This window comes from Streptomyces sp. NPDC031670, assembly GCF_055580545.1.
Window position 1 is genome coordinate 13927 of the sequence record NZ_JBVILC010000038.1, and the last position, 18599, is coordinate 32525.

Sequence of the window (18599 nt, forward strand, 5' to 3'; positions counted from 1 at the left end):
CCAGTCGGGCCCGGCTTCCTGCCCACTCAGCACCTGCCGGCTCCCGCCCCGGCGAAGGAGGCTGAGGTCGAGGCCAACCCGGTCACTTCGGGTTTCGCAGCGGTAGGAAAGGACACCGGCCATGATCCCTCTGCTTCTGATCGTCGCCACCGTGCTGGGCGCCTGCCTGGTCTTCGGCTACAGCTCGTTCGTCGTCGGGTTCTCCTTGATCGTGGTCGGCACGCTGGGACTCATCGCCTTCCTGTCGACACCCGGAGCGGTCCTGCGGCCCGGTGAAAGGGAGTTCGTCGAGGAGCGGCACTACTTCGGAAAGTACGACGACCACCGGGAATTCCGCAGGTGAGCGTCATCGCGCTCCACAGCGCCCGGTTCAGGTGAGGTGCGAAACCCCCTCCGCCCCGTCCCGCCGGGGTGACCTTGCACATCGACGTCCCGGTGCCGCGCTGGCCCACCGGCGCTGCCGGCAGGGCAGGCTCCCCTCGCGTCCGGCCCGTACGAGCGGCCGCTCCTTCGTCCGGGCTAACCGGCCCGGACGAGCCGTCGGCCGGGGCGGTGACACGCGCCCGCGGATCGCAGGGCTCACCGACCCTGCCCGGCAGGGACCGAGCAGCCCTTTCCCGATCTGCGCCCCCGTGCCGCACAGGGCTGGCCGCTGGCCGCCCGCAGGCTGCTCACCCGCAGCGAGGCGTCGGCCGACGGGCGCGCCGTGTTCGGCGAGAACGACGGCAAGTGGGAAGGGTTCTACCGGGACCGCTGGGCGCACCACAAGGTGGTGCGGTCCACCCATGGCGTGAACTGCACCGGTTCCTGCTCGTGGATGGTGTACGTCAAGGACGGCCTGGTGCGTGCCGACTGGGACGAGGTGAGCGAGCTGATCGCCGCCGCCCAGGTGCACACCGTCAAGCGGTACGGCCCCAACCGTGTCGCCGGTTTCTCCCCGATCCCAGCGTGGTCGATGGCCTCCTTCGCGGCCGGTGCCCGCTGCACCTCGCCGATCGGCGGCACGCTGCTGTCCTTCTACGACTGGTACGCGGACCTGCCGATCGCCTCTCCGCAGTTCTTCGGCGACCAGACGGACGTTCCCGAGGCCGCCGACTGGTGGAACGCCGGCTACCTGATCATGTGGGGCTCCAACATCCCGGTGACCCGGACCCCGGACGCGCACTTCCTCACCGAGACCTGCTACAACGGCGCCAAGGTCGTCGCGGTCAGCCCCGACTACGCCGACAACGTCAAGCACGCCGACGAGTGGCTGGCCCCGCACCCGGGCACCGACGGCGCGCTGGCGACGGCCATGGGGCACGTGATCCTGCGCGAGTTCGGCCTCGGGGAACATCGGTACAGGGGTACGCTAAGCCGTTGATCATGGTCTCCGGTGCCGTTCTCGCGCGAGGGCTCTGCGTCGGCAGTGCGGCCGGGCGGGCAGGTCAGCTCCCGTCCCCGTGGCAGTCTGCGTCGGCATTTCTGAGGACGGCCCCGTGCACGTCCCGGATGAGGTGCTGTTGTGCGGTGGTAAGGCCGCAGGGCACGGCTGCTCCATGACCGGGCTGATCGTGGTCGCCGCCGATGACCAGGCGGCCGAGGATGCTCTGCTCAGGGCCTCCCAGCGCGGATACGACAGAGGTGGCGGTGCCGTTGAACAGGCTTGCTGAGACAAAGTCGCGGGCAGGGCCTGTGTCGCCGTGAAGGCCGGGACCGCCCCACCCGGCATGCTGGATGACGAAGGTGTCGGCGTGCAGAGGCCGACCGCCCTCGTCCACCCGGTCGAGGGTGTCGTCGCGGAACTCCAGATGTCCGTCGCAATGGATCACCGCGTAAATGCTGACCATGGGATCGCCTGGTCTCGTGCGCCCGGTAAGCGTGCGATCCGCGAGCGGCAGGCTTGCCGCGACGGGGCCGGTGCGGGATGAGGCAAGGGAGCGCGCCTGTCTGCCCGCTGTAAGCTGCTTCCATCCTCCATCGATCTGCCGCCGCAGGCCACCACCCAGCAACCTGGGCATACGACCCAGTCCGCCTCCAGGAACCGGAGGACCGGCGGGTGTAGCCGCGTCTGGCCTGCGATCGCACGGCTGCAACGTGATTCCGCCAGGCAACGCATGCATCCGACGAAAACCGGACAAATTTCGAACGGTCGGTTCGGTGCGGTACCGCCGTGGCCTCCCCGCGCGGTCAACCCAGCCCCGTCCAGTGCGGTCCGGCCAGGCTGCCCGGCTGGTTAGGGGGCCTTGGCGGATCCGTTCGAAAGCAGCGGGACCGCAGGGGCCTTGCCGAGGTCCACCGGGTCGTTGCCCTGCTGTGCGGCGGCGGCTGTCTCGCGGGCGAGGAAGGTGCCGAGTTCGCCGATGGTGCTCATGAGGGGTGCGGGGAAGACGACGGTGCTGTTCTTGTCGACTCCGATTTCCACCAGACTCTGCAGGTTGCGCAGTTGCAGGGCGAGCGGGTGGGCCATCATGGTGTCGGAGGCGTCGCCGAGTGCGGCGGCGGCCATCGATTCACCCTCGGCACTGATGATCTTGGCCCTCTTCTCCCGTTCGGCTTCTGCCTGGCGGGCCATGGCACGCTTCATGCTGTCGGGCAACTGGATGTCCTTCAGCTCGACCAGCGTGACTTCCACGCCCCAGTCGGTGGTGGTGATGTCGAGGATCTCACGGATGTCGATGTTGATGCGGTCGGTCTCCGACAGGGTTTCGTCCAGGGTGTGCTGGCCGACGACCTTGCGGAGCGTGGTCTGAGCGATCTGGTTGATGGCCGCGCCCACGTTCTCAACGGCGATGACCGACTTCACGGCGTCGACGACGCGGAAGTAGGCGACGGCGGAGACGTCGACGCTTACGTTGTCCCGGGTGATGATCCCCTGGGACTGGATGGGCATGGTAACGATCCGCAAGGACACCCGGTGCAGGACATCCACGAACGGCACGATCAGTCGCAGACCCGGCTCCCGGGTGCCGACCAGCCGGCCGAACCGGAACAGCACACCCTTCTCGTACTGCCTGACGATCTTGATCGCCATCGCCAGCCCCACCAGGGCCACCACGGCCACTACGACCAGAACGAAGATCCAGACTCCCACGGTACTGCTCCTCAGGATGAGGGCCACGTCACGTCCGCGAGGCCCGTCGGCGGCGGCTGCAAGGACAAGCGTCTCCTGCTGCGCCCGGAGGGCTGCGCGGGTACGGCGCAAGCATCGAGCCCTCCACCTCCCCAGCATCGCGCGGGCCCCCAGCGCTGGGCAGAGGCCGAACGGTCCACTGCCTTCATGGACCCCTCCGGCCCCTGGCCTTCCGGCCCAGACGAAACCTGGTCCAGCAGTCTGACCCGACCGGGCGACAACCTGGCTCTGGCCCTGTTCTCCCGAAGCTACGACGAAGGCGGATGTCCGCGCTCGGCAGGTCCGGGTCGGTCGGCGCCGGAGCGAGGCACCGCGGCCTCACGGGGCCGGACCCCCACGTCGGGCCTGCGGTCCGCAGCTCCGATTCCTGCGTGGCATCGGAGCCATGTCAGTTTCCCCAATGCCCAAGGTCTCTGATCTTCCCGAGCGGTCGGGGCCTTCGTGGTGTCGGAGCTGCGCCCTGCGGACCCGGAGTGGTGGGGCTGTCGGACCGGGGCCCAACCACGGTGCCGGCCCGACAGCCCGGGGAGCGCGGTGGCGATGCCGCCGCGGAAGTCCTGAGGTGGGGTCAGCGGCCGGGCCAGGGGTAGCGGCGGGCGAGGATCGTCCACTCCTCATCCGCGCGGCCCGGCACCAGACGGCCGGCATTCTCCCATTGCTCGGCGAGCTCGCTGAAGATCGGCTCCAGCTCGGGTCGCTGAACCGTTTCGCTCCTGGGGTGGCCCACCCCGGTGACGGGCGTGAGCCGCATCGTTGTGGCCATACCGGGTTCAACGGTGCCGGGGCCGTTCGGGCTACCCCCCTGTCCTGCCTGCATCGAGGGAGCGCAGGGAGATGCGGGCCTGGTGGGCACCCAGCAGGATCCCGAACTCCTCGAAGACGACCGCCATGACCTCCTTGTCGGTGGTGCGCTGTCCTTCGGGAGCGCGGCGGCCAGCAAGCTGTGCGGCACCGCGGGCGAGGACCGCCTCGCGTTCCGCGGTGTCGAGCTGTGGTCGTTGAGCGCTGTCAGCACCTGGCGCCACAGCGTCACTGGGCTCTCCCTGGCAGAGGACCTGCTGCTCCAGGCGGGGCATCAGCTCCGGGTCGGTTTCGCTGCCCGGCCCTGGGATCCGGGCGGGCCCGGGGCGCCGCTGCTCGATCACCCGCGGTTCGGGCCCGGCTCCTGCTGTTCTACTTCGGCCAGGGCCCGGTAGAGGGAGGCCACGGAGGTGGAGGTGCCGACGTTCTTTCCGGTCTTGACGGTGAGCTTCTTGGCGATCTCCGGGACGGGGACGCCGACGATGGCGAAGGTAAGCATGTCGTCGTCGATGGCCTTGAGCCGTCCCCCGTGGTTGCCCTTCGCGGCGACAGTGACCTGGCCTTCGAGGGTTTTCTCCCGGATGTAGGTGCGCTCGATCTGCCCGGCGACGGCGAGCACGGCGAAGAACATAGCGCCCATGCCGTTCGGGTCGTAGATCCCGGTGAGCGGGCCGACGAGGAGTTCGAGCTGGATGCTGCCGGCCTGGAGCTCGGCGGACAAGCTCATCAGGTCGGCCGCGTTCCTGGCGAGCCTCTTGAGCTCGTGCACCGTAAGGATGACCGGAGTCTCGGGCGCGGCCTCCTTGAACCGGTGGGTCAGGGCGACCGCCTTCTCCAGCTCGGGCCGCACCTTGACGCGGGTGCTGATCTGCTCCTTGAAGACCTTGCGGCACCCCGCCCGGTGAAGGGCTTCGAGCTGGCTCGCCAACTCCTGCCGTGCGGTCGACGCGCGGGCGTACCCGATCCGGAACGGCCGCTCGGTGCGGGGCTCCGGCACGATCGCGAGCGCCGGGCCCTGCTTCCACGCGCGGCCCGGGTGGCGGCTTCCGGCGACACGTGCGAAAACACCGGAGCGCCCCGCCGATGTGGCGGGGCGCTCCGGTGCGTGGCCGTCGTGGTGTCAGCGCCGCGGGAGCCGGGCGGCCACGTATTCCGTGAGGTCGAGCAGGCGGTTGGTGTAACCCCACTCATTGTCGTACCAGCCGAAGATCTTGACCAGCTCTCCGTGGGCCTGGGTCAGCGGGGCGTCCAGGACACAGGAAGCGGCGTCCCCCACCACGTCACGAGAGACGATCGGGGCGTCGGACACCCGCAGAATGCCCTTGAGCGATCCGTCGGCCGCTTCCCGGAAGGCCGCGTTCACCTCGTCCGCGGTCACGGGCCGCGCCAGGACGACACTCAGGTCGGTCAGCGAACCGTCCTCGACGGGCACCCGCACGGCGATGCCGTCCAGGGCTCCGACGAGCTCCGGCAGGACGAGTCCGACCGCGCGGGCGGCCCCCGTGCTGGTAGGGATGATGTTGACGGCAGCACTGCGGCCCCGCCGGAGGTCCTTGTGCGGGCCGTCCAGGACGACCTGGTCGTTGGTGTAGCCGTGGATGGTGGTCATCAGTCCTTTCACCAGGCCGAAGTGCTCGTCCAGCACCTTAACCATGGGCGCCACGCAGTTGGTGGTGCAGGAGGCGTTGGAGACGACGTGGTCGCGCTCCGGGGCGTAGGTGCCTTCGTTGACGCCCATCACGACGGTGGCGTCCACGCCCTTGCCCGGGACGGACAGCAGCACCTTGCGCGCGCCGCCCTTCAGATGCAGTCCGGCGTCCTCCCGGGTGCGGAAGCGGCCGGTCGACTCGATGACCACGTCGACGCCGAGCCCGGCCCAGTCCAGGGCGGCCGGGTCGCGCTCGGCGGTCACCGCGATCCGGTGTCCGTCGACGGTGATCGAGGTGTCGTCGTGCTCAACGGTTCGGTGCAGCCGGCCGTACGTGGAGTCGTATTCCAGCAGATGGGCCAGCACGGCAGGTGAGGTGATGTCGTTGACCGCCACGACCTCGACGGCCGCACCCTCCGCCGAGTCCGCGCGCTCCAGTACGCAGCGCAGGTAGTTGCGTCCGATACGGCCGAACCCGTTGATGCCGACACGTACGCTCATGTCCGCCCTCCTCACTCAGAACCCGGGTGGGTCCCGGGTCGCACCGCCAGCCTCCTCGCCGCGGGGCGGCCGGGCTTGGGCCGTAGGGGGCGCGCCCGGTGGGACGTTCGGCCCCCGTGTGTCCACGGCGGGCCGGCGGCGCGGCGAGACGCGCCCGGCGATGGCCGGGCGCCGCGTGTGTGCAGTGCCTGGGCAGTCGTGCCGTGGAGGAACACACTGGAGACATGGGTGAGGCGAAGGACATCGAGCTGGCCGGGCTGACCAAACTCTACGGACGGGTCGTCGGCGTGGACGGGCTGACCCTGAGCGTGCGGGCCGGGGAGGTGTTCGGATTTCTCGGGCCGAACGGGGCGGGGAAGACCACCACCCTGCGCTGCCTGGTGGGGCTGCTGCGCCCCACTCGCGGCCGGGTGCGGGTGATGGGAGCGGATCCCGTGGCCGAGCACCGCAGCGTGGCGCCCCGTATCGGGTACCTGCCGGGCGAGCTGCGGCTGTACCCCGAGCTCACCGGCGAGGAGACGCTGGACTTCCTTGCCTCGCTCCAGGGCGTCCCCACGGCCAGGAAGGGGGAACTGTGCGAGCGTCTCGGCCTCACCGCCGGGATCCTGCGAAGGGCCGTGGGCGGTTACTCGCGCGGGATGAAGCAGAAACTGGGCCTGGTCCAGGCGTTCCAGCACGACCCGCGACTGGTGATACTCGACGAGCCGACCGAGGGGCTCGACCCCTTGGTGCAGGAAACCTTCTTCGAGCTCCTCGCGGAGACCGCCGCGGCGGGACGGACCGTACTGCTGTCCAGCCACGTGCTGCCGGAGGTGCAGCGGACCTGCGGCCGGGTGGCGATCGTCCGCGCAGGCCGCCTGGTCACCGTCCAGAGCGTGGCTGCCCTGCGCCAGGCACGGGCCCGCCGCATCCGGCTCACATTCGCCGACGGCCGCGGGGCGCGGCCACTTGGGGCCGCCGACCAGTGGGGACCGCGATGGAACGGCGACCGGGCCGAACTGCTGGTGCCGCCCAGCGAGGTGGTCGGGACGCTGCGGCACCTGCTCGCCCGAGAAGTAGCCGACGTGGAGGTGGAGGAGGCCGGGCTCGACGAGGCCTTCCTCGATCTCTACCGGACGGCGAAGAGCGGGACGGAGGAGGCCTCGTGAACGGACACGGACGTCGGCCCCTGCTGTGGCTGGCGCTGCACCGCCGTCGGCACATGCTGGTCCTGCTGGTGGTCGGCATGGCCCTGTTCGAGGCCCTGAACGTGGTGGTCGCCAACACCTTCGCGCCGGACCAGCTCTTCTCCGGGGCCGGAAAGAGCCCACCGTCGGCGTTCCGGGCCTTCAGCGGCTCCGGCGGGGACGTGTCGATCGCCAGCTACCCGGGGCTGCTGGGTGCGGGGCTGGTCCATCCGTTCTGGATCGCCATGCAGCTCACCGCCATCGCCTCGCTGGCCTCCGCCGCGGTCGCCGGGGAAGTCGAGAGCGGCACCATCGAGCTGGTCATGACCCGGCCGGTGAGCCGTGACCGGCTCCTGGGGGAACGTGCGCTCGCGCTGGGCCTGGCCGCGCTGGCGCTGAACGCCGCGGCCACGGTGACGGTCGCGGTGGGCGTGTGGCTGTGCCCGTCCCTGCACCGGGACGTGCCGGTCAGCGGAGTCCTCGCCGCCGGGGTGATGGGGTGCGCCTTCTCGCTGTGCCTGGCGGGGCCCGCTCTGGCGGTCTCCGCGTGGGGTCGGCGCAAGGCGCAGGTCGTCGGGACGACGATCGCGATCGGGGCGGTGGGTTTCGCACTGAACTTCATCGCGCTCGCCTGGTCGGCGGCGGCTCCGCTGCGCTACGTCAGCCCGTTCCACTACTACGCACCGGGCGACGCCCTCGCCCAGGGGCAGGTGCTGTGGCCCGAGCTGGGCGTCCTGACCGGCATCGGTGTCGTCGGCCTGGCCCTGGCCGTGCCTCTGCTGCGCCGACGGGACCTCGCGCCGTAGCCCGGAAGCGGGTCCTGCCGCCTGGCCCCTCGGCCGGGCCGGATGTCAGTGGTGCAGCAGGGCGCGGTGCGGCCGCGCGTGGTGAGTCGGGTGTGGTGCATGTGTGCTCCGTCGGCGTGCCTCGCAGCGGCGCGACAGACGGGTCATGGCCGTGTCCACGACGAGGGTGGCGAGGACGACGATCAGCACTCCGGCGCTGAGCAGCGCCCAGAAGAGTCTCCAGAACTCAGGGGTCAAACTTGTGCCCACCGTGCTCGCCTCCTTCAGACGACCTGCTCGGACGACCTGCTCGCTCCTTGCCTTGCATCCAACTCCTCTACGGGGGGCGCGGCATGATGCCGCAGGACCCCCGTTTCAGGCCGTACGGCCCCGGTGCACGGGCCGGATCACCCGTCTCCGCGCCCCATGTGCTCAGCCCATCGCCGCCTTCAGGACCGTGAAGGCGCTCTTCGGGTCGGCGAGAGCGTGGTGGATGCCCGGGATGTCGTGGTCCTGGACGCCGAGCAGCCCGTAGACGGCGTGCATCGCGCCGCGCACCGAGTACTCGACGGTGAACACCACATCCTCCGCGAGCTCGGTGAACTGCCCCAGGAAGGCGAAGTTGGCCGCGCCCCGCGGAATCACGAGGGGCCGGTCGTGAACCGTGCGGGGAGCGAACTGGCTGGTGATGTACGGCATCATCACCGGGACCACGGTCGTCGTCGCCGCGACCTCCTCCTCGATGTCCGTCATGCCGAGGTGTCCGAGAAGTTCGGAGAGGATCTCCCGGCCGGTCGCCTCGGCCATGGTCTTGCCGACGAAGTCGCCCTGCTTGTCCACGAACAGCCCGTACCCCCACACGGTGTAGACGCCCTCCGGCTGTCCCTCGAAGTGCGGAGCGTGCGGCACCACGATCGACATGAGCCAGTTGGAGTCCTTGAACGTCATCAGCGCGCCGGTGCCGGGCAGGTTGCCCGACAGCTCCTCGATGCGGTGCAGCAGGACGGGGCTGCGCAGGGTGAGGGTGAACGACTCCCACTTCGCCTCGTCGACGTTGCCGTTGAAGGCCGTCGGGCGCCCGAAGTCGTCCGCCTTGGCCGCGATGGTCTCCCACAGCCGCCAGCCTCCGTCCCGCTTCCCGCGGATCAGCTCCGGCGCGGCGCTGTCGCTGCCGTAAGCGGCGTCGGCGGTCATCGAGCCGAGGGTGAGGAACGCGTAGTCGCTGTCGGAGAGTTCGCGGGTGTCGGGCTGCCCGGCACGATCGAGGTGCAGGCGCCGGACGCGGCGGGTGCCGTCGTCCTCGGTGGTGAAGTCGACGTCGGTGACACGCACGCCGTGCTCGAAGCGCACACCGCGGGCCTCCAGCCAGGCCTGGAGCGGGCGGATGATCGAGTCGTACTGGTTGAGCCGGGTACGGCGCACTCCCGACAGGGTGTGCATCCGGGGGAACTCCTGCATGAAGCGCAGGAAGTACCGCTTGAGTTCGATGGCGCTGTGCCAGTTCTGGAAGGCGAAAGTGGTGCGCCACATCGTCCAGAAGTTCGTCGTGAAGAAGTGCGCGGAGAAGAAGTCCTCGATCCGGCGGGCCCCGATCACCGACTCCGGAAGCACCAGCAGGCGGGTGAGCTCCAGTCTGTCGCGGGAGTCGAGACCGTAGTCGCCGGCGTCCACGACGGTGGCATCCCTGGCGACGAGGCGCGCTTTGGCCTCGGTGGGCCACTTGGCGTTGAACTCGATGATCTCGTCGCGCACCGACACCGTCTCGTCGGTGAGGGTGGGGATCGTCTCCAAGAGGTTCCACAGGCAGGTGTAGGCCTCCTCCTCCAGCATCCGCCCACCCCGGGTGACGTACCCGACGGGGTGGTCACCACTGCCGTCCATGGAGCCGCCGACGACCGGGAGCTCCTCCAGGATGTGTATGTGCTCGCCCGGGAAGTCCGCATCGCGTACGAGGAAGGCGGCGGCCGCGAGGGAGGCTATGCCGCCGCCGACCAGGTAGGCGTGGGAGTGCTGCGGAGCGTCTGTCATGACGTCTCTCCATTCTGAAGCCCGTGTCTCGCGGGCCGCTGATGTGTTTCTCAGGGATGCGCCGGGTTTCCACCGGACAACGCGGTGGGCCTCCGTGGGCGGCGACGACGAGGTCGGGACCCGCGTGGCGCCTGTGGCCCACAGTCAACTCCTGGGGTGATCGGCCAGCCAGGGCCGGATGTCCCTGCCGGGCTGCCGAGAGGCCCCGGCTCGGGGCGTACGCGGGCCGGTCAGGGTGACGGTGTCGCTACGGCCCGACTGGGGGCTGGGTGAAGGCGGCTGAGCAGGATGATCGCCAGGCCGGCGTAGAGCAGGCCGAGCACCGCCATCGCCGCGGCCTGCGCGGCGGACGCGCCAGGTGCGTCACGGATCCAGGAGCTGATGGCCATTGCACCGACGGCAGGCCCCACCAGGGCCGGCCATCCGGCCAGAGTGAGGGCCGTCCTGCGGCCCCACGGACTGCCGCGGCGCAGGCCCACCGCGGCCGCCAGCGCCGCGGGCAGCCCCACACCCAGGTCGAGCAGGGCAAGGGACCAGAAGTATCCGGGGCCCTCCCGGTAGTCCGCGGTTGACGGATGTCCTGCGGCCACCGCGATGACTGCCGGGACGTACCGTGCGAACGTCGCTACGGCCAGAGCCGGGATCAGGGCGCCGCCGACCCGTCGCTCCAGCCGGCCGAGCGGCGGCCAGTCGGTGGGATCCATCCGCCGCCAGGCCACCGCCGACGTCGTCCATCCCAGCACGAACAGGACGAGGTGGAGCGGGAAGAACGCCTCACTGTTGCCGTCGTGGTGCAGATACGACGGGCCCAGCACGTACTGAGGAGCCATGTACGCCGTGTACACGGCCAGCGCCATCGCCACCACCGGTCCCAGCGGGTGCCGGCGCAGGACGAGGAGTGCCGACGCCAGGGCGACCGGGACCACGACGGCTCCCGCGAAGGCGTCGAGGGCCAGCAGCTGGCTCATGATCGCGCCATGGGCGGGGACGGGACAGTCGATCGCGCCGACCCCGAGCGGGCCGAGCAGGGAGTTCAGCAGGAGCCCGGCCGCCAGGGCGAGCAGCGCCCCGGCGAGCGTCCCGTCCCCGGGTCCCGCGGTGCCTGGTGCGCAGGCCGCCGCGCGGTGCCCGCGCGGCCGGTGTGTGCGCCTCATCGGACGTCCCCTTCCCGTCAGCTGTGCTCGACGGGAGGAAGTTCCGGGACCGGGGTGCAGGGACCGAACGTCCCGGGCGCCGGTGTCGGGTGGCCGGCATTCCTGCTTGAGCGTTCTGGGGGCCAGGGGCGGGTGGCCCGGCCCGCCCGGCCTCGAAGTGAGGCCGAACGGCCCCGGGGTGACGGACCTCTGGGCTCTGCACCCATGGACAGAAGTCCCGGCAGTTTGGAGGAATGCATTTCTCGCAGGACGCTCAGGAAGGGCCGCGCACATGGTGAAACGGGACGGCCGAGTGCGGGGATGGCGCTGGCGGCGCAACCCGCTCAAGCGGCGCTCCGACATCGCCGAAGCATGCGTGGGCGCCGCCACGGCGGTGCTGCTGCTGGCCACGCCGGCGGTGGGCGTCGCGACGGCCCTCGTCACCGAACGCTCAGCACTGGATCAGTCCACGGGGCTGCACCGGGTCACCGCACACCTCACCGAGGACGCTCCCGCGGCCTCGCCCCGCTACTTCGGCCGACCCGACGACAGCCAAGTACGGGCAGCTGTTCGGTGGACCACGCCCGGCGGCTCGGCCGGCACCGGCACAGCTTCCGTGGCGGCAGGAAGCAAGGCGGGTTCCGCCACCCCCGTGTGGCTCGACGGAACAGGCGGTATCCGCCCCACGCCCCCCACCACGGCTCAGGCCAGGGCGCAAGGAGCCGTCCTGGGCACCGACGCAGCGCTGGGCGCGGGGGTAGTGGCGGCGGGCCTGCGCTGGGGGGCCGCCGCCTGTCTGGGCAGGCGCCGCGCAGCGCAGTGGGACCGTGCCTGGGCCGACCTGGACACTCACTCGGGCCACCACCACGCATAGCCGCGGGACGGCTCCCCTATGCGTCCGCCACCCTCGCCGACCGGCACCTCGCGGTCACACGGCGAAGGAGACCGGCACACGCGGGGTACGTCCGCCGTCGGGTCCGTATCCGAACCGGATCAGTTGCTGCGGACAGCAACGGCCCCTCGATCCGCCCATCGCCGTCCGCAGGTCCCCCCACTCCATCGCCTGGTGCAGCATCGAGGTCCGCACCCCGTGCTCGGTCGCGGTGAGCAGCACGTGCTGGAGCGCCTGCCCCGCTCGCAGCCAGTCCTGCGGCCAGTCCCGGTCCGTCCACAGCAGTGCCACCTGGGCGTGGCTCTCGAACCGCACGGCGGGCAGGGGCGGCACGGGCAACCGACCCGTGAAGTCCCGCATGGGTGTCCGTCCCGACGCGTCCAGGGCGCCCAGCGCGTTCACGGGAATGCCGTAGGAATGCTGCCTGCCCGGCGGGGTGAGCCAGGTGCGCGCCTCGGCGACACGGCCCGGGTGGGAGGCATTGCGCTCCTCGCCCGTCCGGGTCAGGTGCAGCAGCCGGCGGACTCCGATGATGTCGGGCACGTCCAGGTGCGCGCCCTCGGCCCATGCGGAGGCGATCATCCGCGCCACGACCGGCTCGGGCACCGGGCGGCCGGTGAACGGCATCCGGCTGGTGTGCCGCCGCTCGACCGTCTCGTACAAGCCGCACAGGGGCGAAGGACTCTCCTCGACGGGGGCGGTGAGCTGAACGGTGGCGAGCAGGTCGGGATCCTCCGGCACCGGCAGCACACGGACCACGGGTTCCCAGCCCAGATGTGCGGCGGTCACGCGCAGGTTGAAGACCGCTGCTCCGACCGACAGGTACCGGGCGCGCAGATCCGGATCTGTCTGGGGAAGGGCCCGCCTGGTGTCGGCACGGACCTCGATCGTCCGGGTCGGCGGATCGAGGCGGAAACGCCAGGGCTGCGTGTTGTGGATCGAGGGGGCCGCCACCGCGGCGGCCATCAGCGTCTGGAGGGACGGCGCGTCGAGATCCCGGGTCTTGTCCATCATGAGCTCCTCAGCATTGCTCCCCCGTAGCAGCCACCTTGCTGCGCGGACTCCGCCGAAGAGAGGGCTGACCGGCCCTCCCTTTCGCGGTATACGGCCTTGCCTGACGGGCGGGCGGGACGGCAGAACGAAGAGCACGGACGGCAGGACGAGGAGCACCGCCGGACCGCGGCCACGCGGTTCGGGGCCGGGTCACGTGATCATCGGGGCCATATGCCTGCACCAGCACGGGCCACTCGGCCCTGCTGCCGCATCCGCACCGGTGGCACCGTGACAGCGGGGCCACCACTCGGGCCCCACGGCTCCCAAGGAGGTCCGTACCATGCCCCGTACCGTCACCGCCGCGCTGGACGGCTCGCTCGCAAGCCTGGCCGCCGCACAGTGGGCCGCCCGCGAAGCGGAACGCCGGGACCTGCCCCTGCACCTGGTGCACGCCTGGGAGTGGCAGCCCTACGCCCAGCCGCCGCCCGATGACGCACCGCACCGGCAGCGGGGCGGGCGCGTTCTGCACCGGGCCACCGGCACACTCCGCGACCGCCACCCTCAGCTGGAGATCACCACCGAGCAGGTGGCACGACCCCCGGTGGCGGCACTGCTTGCGGCAGCTGCCGAGGCCGATCCGCTGGTCATCGGGTCCCGAGGGCTCAGCGGGCTCACCGGGTTCATGGTCGGCTCGGTCGGCCTCGCGGTGACGGCGCAGACCAGCCGCCCTGTCGTCCTCGTCCGCTCGGCCAACCATGCCGAGGACGAACACCAGCCGGACGCGGACGGCCGGCCCTCCACCGCCACGCCGTACCGGGACGTCGTCCTGGGCCTGGACCATGAGCACCCCGACGACGCGGTGATCGCGTTCGCGTTCGAGGCCGCGGCGCGGCGCTCGGCCCGGCTCCGGGTCGTGCACGGCTGGAGTCTGCCGTCCCGCGACACTGAAGGCCTTCCGGCGGATTCCGCAACGGTCGGCCCGGACGACGGACTGGAACAGCACGAGGCGGGCGTCGTCGGGGAAGTACTGGCCCCCTGGCGCCAGAAGTTCCCCGACGTGGACGTCGTCGAGCAGACGGTGGTCGGCAACGCCGGCGCCCATTTGGTGGACGCCGCGGCCGACGCGTCGCTGGTCGTGGTCGGACGGCGCATCCGGCGTACCCCGCTCGGCCCGCGCATCGGACCCGTCACCCATGCGGTGCTGCACCACGCCGCGGCGCCCGTGGCGGTGGTCCCGCACGACTGACCCGGCATCCGGGGGCACCCGTCGGGGCCCCTCCCCGTACGCCGGCGAGAGGCGGGGCGGGTCGACGGGGAACACGCCTAACGCGCAGCGGGCCTCGGTGCTGATTCAGCTCCCCGGCCGGCTCCGCCGGTCCTGCGCCCGGGTCGCGATCACCGCGGCCTGGACCCGCCGCTCCACCCCGAGCTTGGCCAGCAGCCGGGAGATGTGGTTCTTCACCGTCTTCTCCGCCAGGTACAGACGCTCACCGATCTGACGGTTGGTCAGGCCTTCACCGATCAGGGCCAGGATCTCCCGCTCACGGCCCGTCAGACCGGGCAGCGCTTCGGGTTCCTCCTCCTTCTGCCGACCCTTGCGCATCCGCGCCATCAGCCGGGCGGTGGCACTCGGGTCGAGCAGCGACTGGCCCGCAGCGACCGTACGCACGGCCGAGACCAGGTCGGCGCCCTGAATCTGCTTCAGCACATATCCCGACGCCCCTGCCATGATCGAATCGAGGAGAGCCTCCTCGTCGTCGAAGGAGGTCAGCATGAGGCAGGCGAGCTCCGGCATGCGTGAGCGCAACTCCCGGCAGAGCGTGACCCCGTCGCCGTCCTGCAGGCGCACGTCCAGCACCGCGACCTGCGGCCGCAGCGCGGGCACGCGTATGAGCGCCTGCTCGACCGTGCCGGCCTCACCGACCACAGTGATGTCAGGGTGGTCATGGAGCAGATCGTGCACGCCGCGCCGCACCACCTCGTGGTCGTCCAGCAGGAAGACCCTGATCGGGTTCTCCGGACCGGACCGCTCATCGGCCGCCATCGCATGCTCCTCGTCCTGTACTGCCTGTCCCTGGGCACCGTGGGCGCTTACCCGCTGCGCGTGACCGGACCCCACCATCGAAGATCTTGCGCCATCGTGGCCGGACGGCCAAAACCGGATGTCCGTGGGCCAGCCGATTTTCCCGGGGAGGCGACGAGAGGGGCCGAAGGGCCCGGGAGCACGGGGCCCACTCGGCACTCCCGGCGCTCCGCCCGCGGTGGTTGTATGGAACCGGCGGAAAGGACCAGCCACAGAGGCGGGGGCGCAGCGGCCGACGCCGCGCCCCGCGCACCGCGCAATCACGATCCGCGAGAAGCGGATGGTCCTCTCCGCCCTTTCCGCAGCGCGCGGAGCGCGGTCGGCAGCCGGTTCCAGTAGGGGCGTCGGACGCTCCCGGTTCGCGTACGCCACGCCGGGCGGTTGAGCCCCGCGTGGACCGGCGCCCACGCGCCGGCGGAGCACCGGCAACCCGGGGCGGCGGCCGGCCGCTCGCCCCCTGCCGCACGAATCCGGGCACCCTCCACGTACATGACGCAAACCCCACGACTGCCCGACGGCAGACGGAGCGCATGGGCGATAATGCAGAGGAAGGGCAACACAGGCTCGAACAGGGGGAGCGGGAATGGGCGGCGGGGAGCCGAGAGGCACCGCAGGGCCGGACCGGCCCCGGCTGCGACTGGACGAACTGCTGGAAGACCTGCAGTACCGGGTGGCCCATATGCGCGGCGCCCGGGACCGCATGCACACCCTCCTCGACGCCGTCCTGGCGGTGGGATCCAGTCTGGAACTCGATCAGGTGCTGCGGCAGATCGTGCAGTCCGCCACCGAGCTCGTCGAGGCCCAGTACGGCGCCCTCGGTGTGATCGGTGAGGAAGGCGGCATCGAGCGGTTCATCACCGTCGGCATGGACGACGAGACGATCAGGAAGATCGGCCACTACCCCCAGGGCCGGGGCATCCTCGGCCTGCTCATCCGCGAGCCGGAGCCACTGCGGCTGACCGACCTGAACACCCACCCGGACGCCGCGGGATTCCCCGAGGGGCACCCGCCCATGCACTCCTTCGTGGGTGCGCCGGTGCGCGTACGCGACGCCGTCTACGGCAACCTGTACCTCACCGACAAGCGCGGTGGCACGCAGTTCGACGACGACGACGAGGCGGTGCTGCGCACCCTGGCCGCCGCCGCGGGCGTCGCCATCGACAACGCCCGTCTGTACGACGATGCCCAGCGCCGTCACCGCTGGCTGGAGGCATCCAGTGAACTGACCCGCGCGCTGCTCTCCGGCACCCGGCAGTCGGAGGTACTGAAGTCCTTCACGGCCGCCGTGCGGGAGATGGCCGGCGCCGACACCGCCGCGCTCGCCGTGCCCGTCGGGCACACCGATGAGCTCGTGATCGAGGCCGCCGCCGGGCAGCACGCCGACCGCCTCACCGGTCTTCTGCTGCCCGCCACCTCACTGGCCGCCAAAACGTACGCCGACGGCCAGCCCATGACCGCCGCCGCACTCGACAGTGAGCACGGGCTCGGCCCCGCCTTCCTCATTCCGCTCGGCACCCCCGAGAAGATACGGGGCATCCTCCAGGTCACCGCGCCCCCCGGGCATGCTCCGTTCCCGGCCGCCACCATCGACACGATCACCGGCTTCGCCTCACACGCCGCCCTGGCCCTGGAGATCGCCGAGCACCGCAGCGCGGCCGAGGACCGCATGGTCCAGGACGACCGCGACCGCATCGCACGCGACCTGCACGACCTGGCCATCCAGCGGATGTTCGCCTCCGGCATGACGCTGCAGTCCCTGCAAGCCCGCCTCTCCGACCGGCCCGAGCTGGCCGAACGTGTCACCCGGCTCATCGACGACATGGATGACACGATCCAGACCATCCGGTCGACGATCTTCGGACTGCGCACACCCACCCGCGGCACGGTCCCGCAGGGACTGCGCGCCCGCCTGGTCGCCGAGGCCGACCAGGCCATCGCGCTCCTCGGTTTCGCCCCCGCCCTGCGCATGACCGGCCTGCTGGACACCGACGTCCCCTTCTCCCTGGCCGACGATGCCATCGCGGTCGTCCGCGAAGCCCTGTCCAATGCCGCCCGCCACGCCCGGGCCACCGCCGTCGACCTCACGGCCGACGCCTCCGGCGGCCGGCTGACCGTACGTGTGAGCGACAACGGGTGCGGCATCGATGGGGCCGTCACCCGTCGCAGCGGCCTGAACAACCTGCGCGAACGCGCCCGCTCCCACGGCGGACAGCTGACGCTCAGCGCCAACAGCCCCACCGGCACCAGCGTGGAGCTGGACCTCCCCCTCCTCGAGCCGCTCTGACGCGGCGCGCCGCCTGCAGACACGGCCGCAGACGGCGGACGGCGGACCGACCGGAGACGCAATAACGGCCTTCTGCACGAATGAGGTCGGGGTGTGTTGGCCTGGCGGCTTGTCTGACTGGTGCTCATCTCTCGGCGGCGCGGTCGGAGACCAGGGCGGCGACTGCCGCGTAGGTCTCGTCGAGGTACTCGCGGCGCCCGAGGTAGCGCTGGAGGGTTCGCCACTGCTTGTGTTCAGCGGTGGCGTGCTCGACGCAGATACGCCCCGAGGACTGCTGGTGGCGGGCCGCGTCCCAGTCGGCGATGCCTTCGGGCGGGGCGCCCTTCTTCGGTTTGAGCGGCGGGGCTTGGACCTGGTCGGGAAACTGCTTGGCAAGTCCCCCGGCAGCCCGCGTCGGCCTTGGCTCTGACCTGGGGGTACTGATCGAACAGGTCGCAGATTCCCTCGGTCTTCACGGCTGTCTGGTCGTGCATACGGCCGGGCCGGAAAGCCCCGGCCCACAGGGTGCGGCCCTGTCCGTCAGTGACGACGGTGGCCTTCTTGGCGTACTGCCGCATCTTGCCCGAGACGAAGGCGCGACGGCCTGGCCTGTTCGCCCGGGTCGTCGGACCCGGACCTCCGTGCCGTCCAACCGCAGCTCGACATCCTCGGCCGCCGCATGGGCGAAGATGTCCGCGAGAGTGCGAAGCCGCCGGTCACCCTGCCGGGGAACAGCAAAGCCACGAGCGGCCAGAAGGGGACGGACCTGGTGGACGGCCCGGGTGATCGTGGAGCGGTCCACTGCGTGGAGCAGGGCCAGGGCCCCGTGCGGGAGCTGGAACCGCAGGACGACCGGCGTCGCGATGACCCGGTCGGTGAACACCAGCTGGTGATCAGGTCCCGCACCGGCTGCGAGCAACCGGCTGCGGCCTCGGCGCTCGTGCAGTCGGCCCTCCTCTGCGGCCATCCACGCCTCGGCCAACTCCGCGACCAGCGAACCGAGTCGACGGCGCTGGAGGCCGGTGAAGGGATGATGGGACAAGGCCGTGCGGCCAAGGTGTTGCGTCACAGCAACACCCAACCCGCACGGCCCTGTCCATGCCATGGCAGAAGCGTGATCGTTACAGCGCGCCACGTTGCTGTGTTCTGGCGCCGGGTTAACCCGACCTCGGGAGGGCGGAGAGCAGGGCTGCG

Annotated in this window: 17 protein-coding genes and 2 pseudogenes; 7 read left to right on the forward strand and 12 right to left on the reverse strand. The window is 71.0% G+C overall.

Features of this window, described 5'->3' with window-relative positions; translation table 11 throughout:
- Positions 1-121 precede the first annotated feature (121 nt).
- Complete coding sequence (locus tag ACZ5ID_RS35860; RefSeq protein WP_468906665.1) at positions 122-343, forward strand: hypothetical protein; 222 nt, start codon at positions 122-124, stop codon at positions 341-343.
- Positions 344-622: 279 nt separating this feature from the next.
- A pseudogene (locus tag ACZ5ID_RS35865) lies at positions 623-1321 on the forward strand (molybdopterin-dependent oxidoreductase); the annotation flags it as partial.
- 106 nt (positions 1322-1427) lie between these two features.
- Here the strand turns inward: ACZ5ID_RS35865 and ACZ5ID_RS35870 are convergent.
- The 6 genes from ACZ5ID_RS35870 to gap form a co-directional block, all read right to left on the reverse strand.
- Positions 1428-2000, reverse strand: coding sequence for a hypothetical protein (locus ACZ5ID_RS35870; RefSeq protein ID WP_468906668.1), 573 nt, complete (start codon positions 1998-2000; stop codon positions 1428-1430).
- Between the two features lie 215 nt (positions 2001-2215).
- On the reverse strand, positions 2216-3073 hold the full coding sequence (locus ACZ5ID_RS35875) for a slipin family protein (RefSeq protein WP_468906671.1): 858 nt from the start codon (positions 3071-3073) through the stop codon (positions 2216-2218).
- Between the two features lie 607 nt (positions 3074-3680).
- Positions 3681-3875, reverse strand: coding sequence for a hypothetical protein (locus tag ACZ5ID_RS35880; protein WP_468906674.1), 195 nt, complete (start codon positions 3873-3875; stop codon positions 3681-3683).
- A gap of 31 nt (positions 3876-3906) precedes the next feature.
- Positions 3907-4188 carry a hypothetical protein gene (locus ACZ5ID_RS35885; protein ID WP_468906676.1) on the reverse strand — a complete coding sequence of 94 codons (282 nt, stop codon included), beginning with the start codon at positions 4186-4188 and terminating at the stop codon, positions 3907-3909.
- A gap of 65 nt (positions 4189-4253) precedes the next feature.
- Positions 4254-4910: a recombinase family protein gene (locus ACZ5ID_RS35890; RefSeq protein ID WP_468906679.1), complete on the reverse strand. Its 657-nt coding sequence runs from the start codon at positions 4908-4910 to the stop codon at positions 4254-4256.
- 123 nt (positions 4911-5033) lie between these two features.
- The gene (gene gap, locus ACZ5ID_RS35895) at positions 5034-6062 is read right to left on the reverse strand and encodes a type I glyceraldehyde-3-phosphate dehydrogenase (protein WP_468906682.1); all 1029 of its coding nucleotides are present in this window, start codon (positions 6060-6062) and stop codon (positions 5034-5036) included.
- A gap of 224 nt (positions 6063-6286) precedes the next feature.
- Here gap and ACZ5ID_RS35900 point away from each other — a divergent pair, with 224 nt between their 5' ends.
- Together ACZ5ID_RS35900 and ACZ5ID_RS35905 are read left to right on the forward strand one after the other, a co-directional pair.
- Positions 6287-7210: an ABC transporter ATP-binding protein gene (locus tag ACZ5ID_RS35900; RefSeq protein WP_468906685.1), complete on the forward strand. Its 924-nt coding sequence runs from the start codon at positions 6287-6289 to the stop codon at positions 7208-7210.
- A complete protein-coding gene (locus tag ACZ5ID_RS35905) occupies positions 7207-8034 on the forward strand; it encodes an ABC transporter permease subunit (protein ID WP_468906687.1) in 828 nt (275 codons plus the stop codon). Before ACZ5ID_RS35900 ends, ACZ5ID_RS35905 begins: the two co-directional genes overlap by 4 nt.
- A 45-nt stretch (positions 8035-8079) precedes the next feature.
- Here ACZ5ID_RS35905 and ACZ5ID_RS35910 read toward each other — a convergent pair whose 3' ends face one another.
- The 3 genes from ACZ5ID_RS35910 to ACZ5ID_RS35920 form a co-directional block, all read right to left on the reverse strand.
- Complete coding sequence (locus ACZ5ID_RS35910; RefSeq protein ID WP_468906689.1) at positions 8080-8283, reverse strand: hypothetical protein; 204 nt, start codon at positions 8281-8283, stop codon at positions 8080-8082.
- A gap of 162 nt (positions 8284-8445) precedes the next feature.
- Positions 8446-10041, reverse strand: a complete 1596-nt coding sequence (locus ACZ5ID_RS35915; protein ID WP_468906692.1) for an oleate hydratase — start codon at positions 10039-10041, stop codon at positions 8446-8448.
- A 230-nt stretch (positions 10042-10271) separates the two neighbouring features.
- Positions 10272-11195, reverse strand: coding sequence for a hypothetical protein (locus tag ACZ5ID_RS35920; RefSeq protein WP_468906694.1), 924 nt, complete (start codon positions 11193-11195; stop codon positions 10272-10274).
- Between the two features lie 271 nt (positions 11196-11466).
- On the opposite strand from ACZ5ID_RS35920, the gene ACZ5ID_RS35925 reads away from it, so the two are divergent.
- Positions 11467-12048: an Rv1733c family protein gene (locus tag ACZ5ID_RS35925; RefSeq protein WP_468906697.1), complete on the forward strand. Its 582-nt coding sequence runs from the start codon at positions 11467-11469 to the stop codon at positions 12046-12048.
- A 54-nt stretch (positions 12049-12102) separates the two neighbouring features.
- Here ACZ5ID_RS35925 and ACZ5ID_RS35930 read toward each other — a convergent pair whose 3' ends face one another.
- Entirely contained in the window at positions 12103-13077 is a 975-nt protein-coding gene (locus tag ACZ5ID_RS35930; protein WP_468906699.1) for an Acg family FMN-binding oxidoreductase, read from the reverse strand.
- Between the two features lie 322 nt (positions 13078-13399).
- On the opposite strand from ACZ5ID_RS35930, the gene ACZ5ID_RS35935 reads away from it, so the two are divergent.
- Positions 13400-14305, forward strand: a complete 906-nt coding sequence (locus tag ACZ5ID_RS35935) for a universal stress protein (protein ID WP_468906701.1) — start codon at positions 13400-13402, stop codon at positions 14303-14305.
- Positions 14306-14410: 105 nt separating this feature from the next.
- On the opposite strand, the gene ACZ5ID_RS35940 is transcribed toward ACZ5ID_RS35935, so the two are convergent.
- On the reverse strand, positions 14411-15103 hold the full coding sequence (locus ACZ5ID_RS35940) for a response regulator (protein WP_468906704.1): 693 nt from the start codon (positions 15101-15103) through the stop codon (positions 14411-14413).
- Between the two features lie 622 nt (positions 15104-15725).
- Between ACZ5ID_RS35940 and ACZ5ID_RS35945 the strand changes: the two genes are divergently transcribed.
- The gene (locus ACZ5ID_RS35945; RefSeq protein WP_468906707.1) at positions 15726-17426 is read left to right on the forward strand and encodes a sensor histidine kinase; all 1701 of its coding nucleotides are present in this window, start codon (positions 15726-15728) and stop codon (positions 17424-17426) included.
- Positions 17427-17550: 124 nt separating this feature from the next.
- Here ACZ5ID_RS35945 and ACZ5ID_RS35950 read toward each other — a convergent pair.
- A pseudogene (locus ACZ5ID_RS35950) lies at positions 17551-18510 on the reverse strand (transposase family protein).
- Positions 18511-18599: the final 89 nt, after the last annotated feature.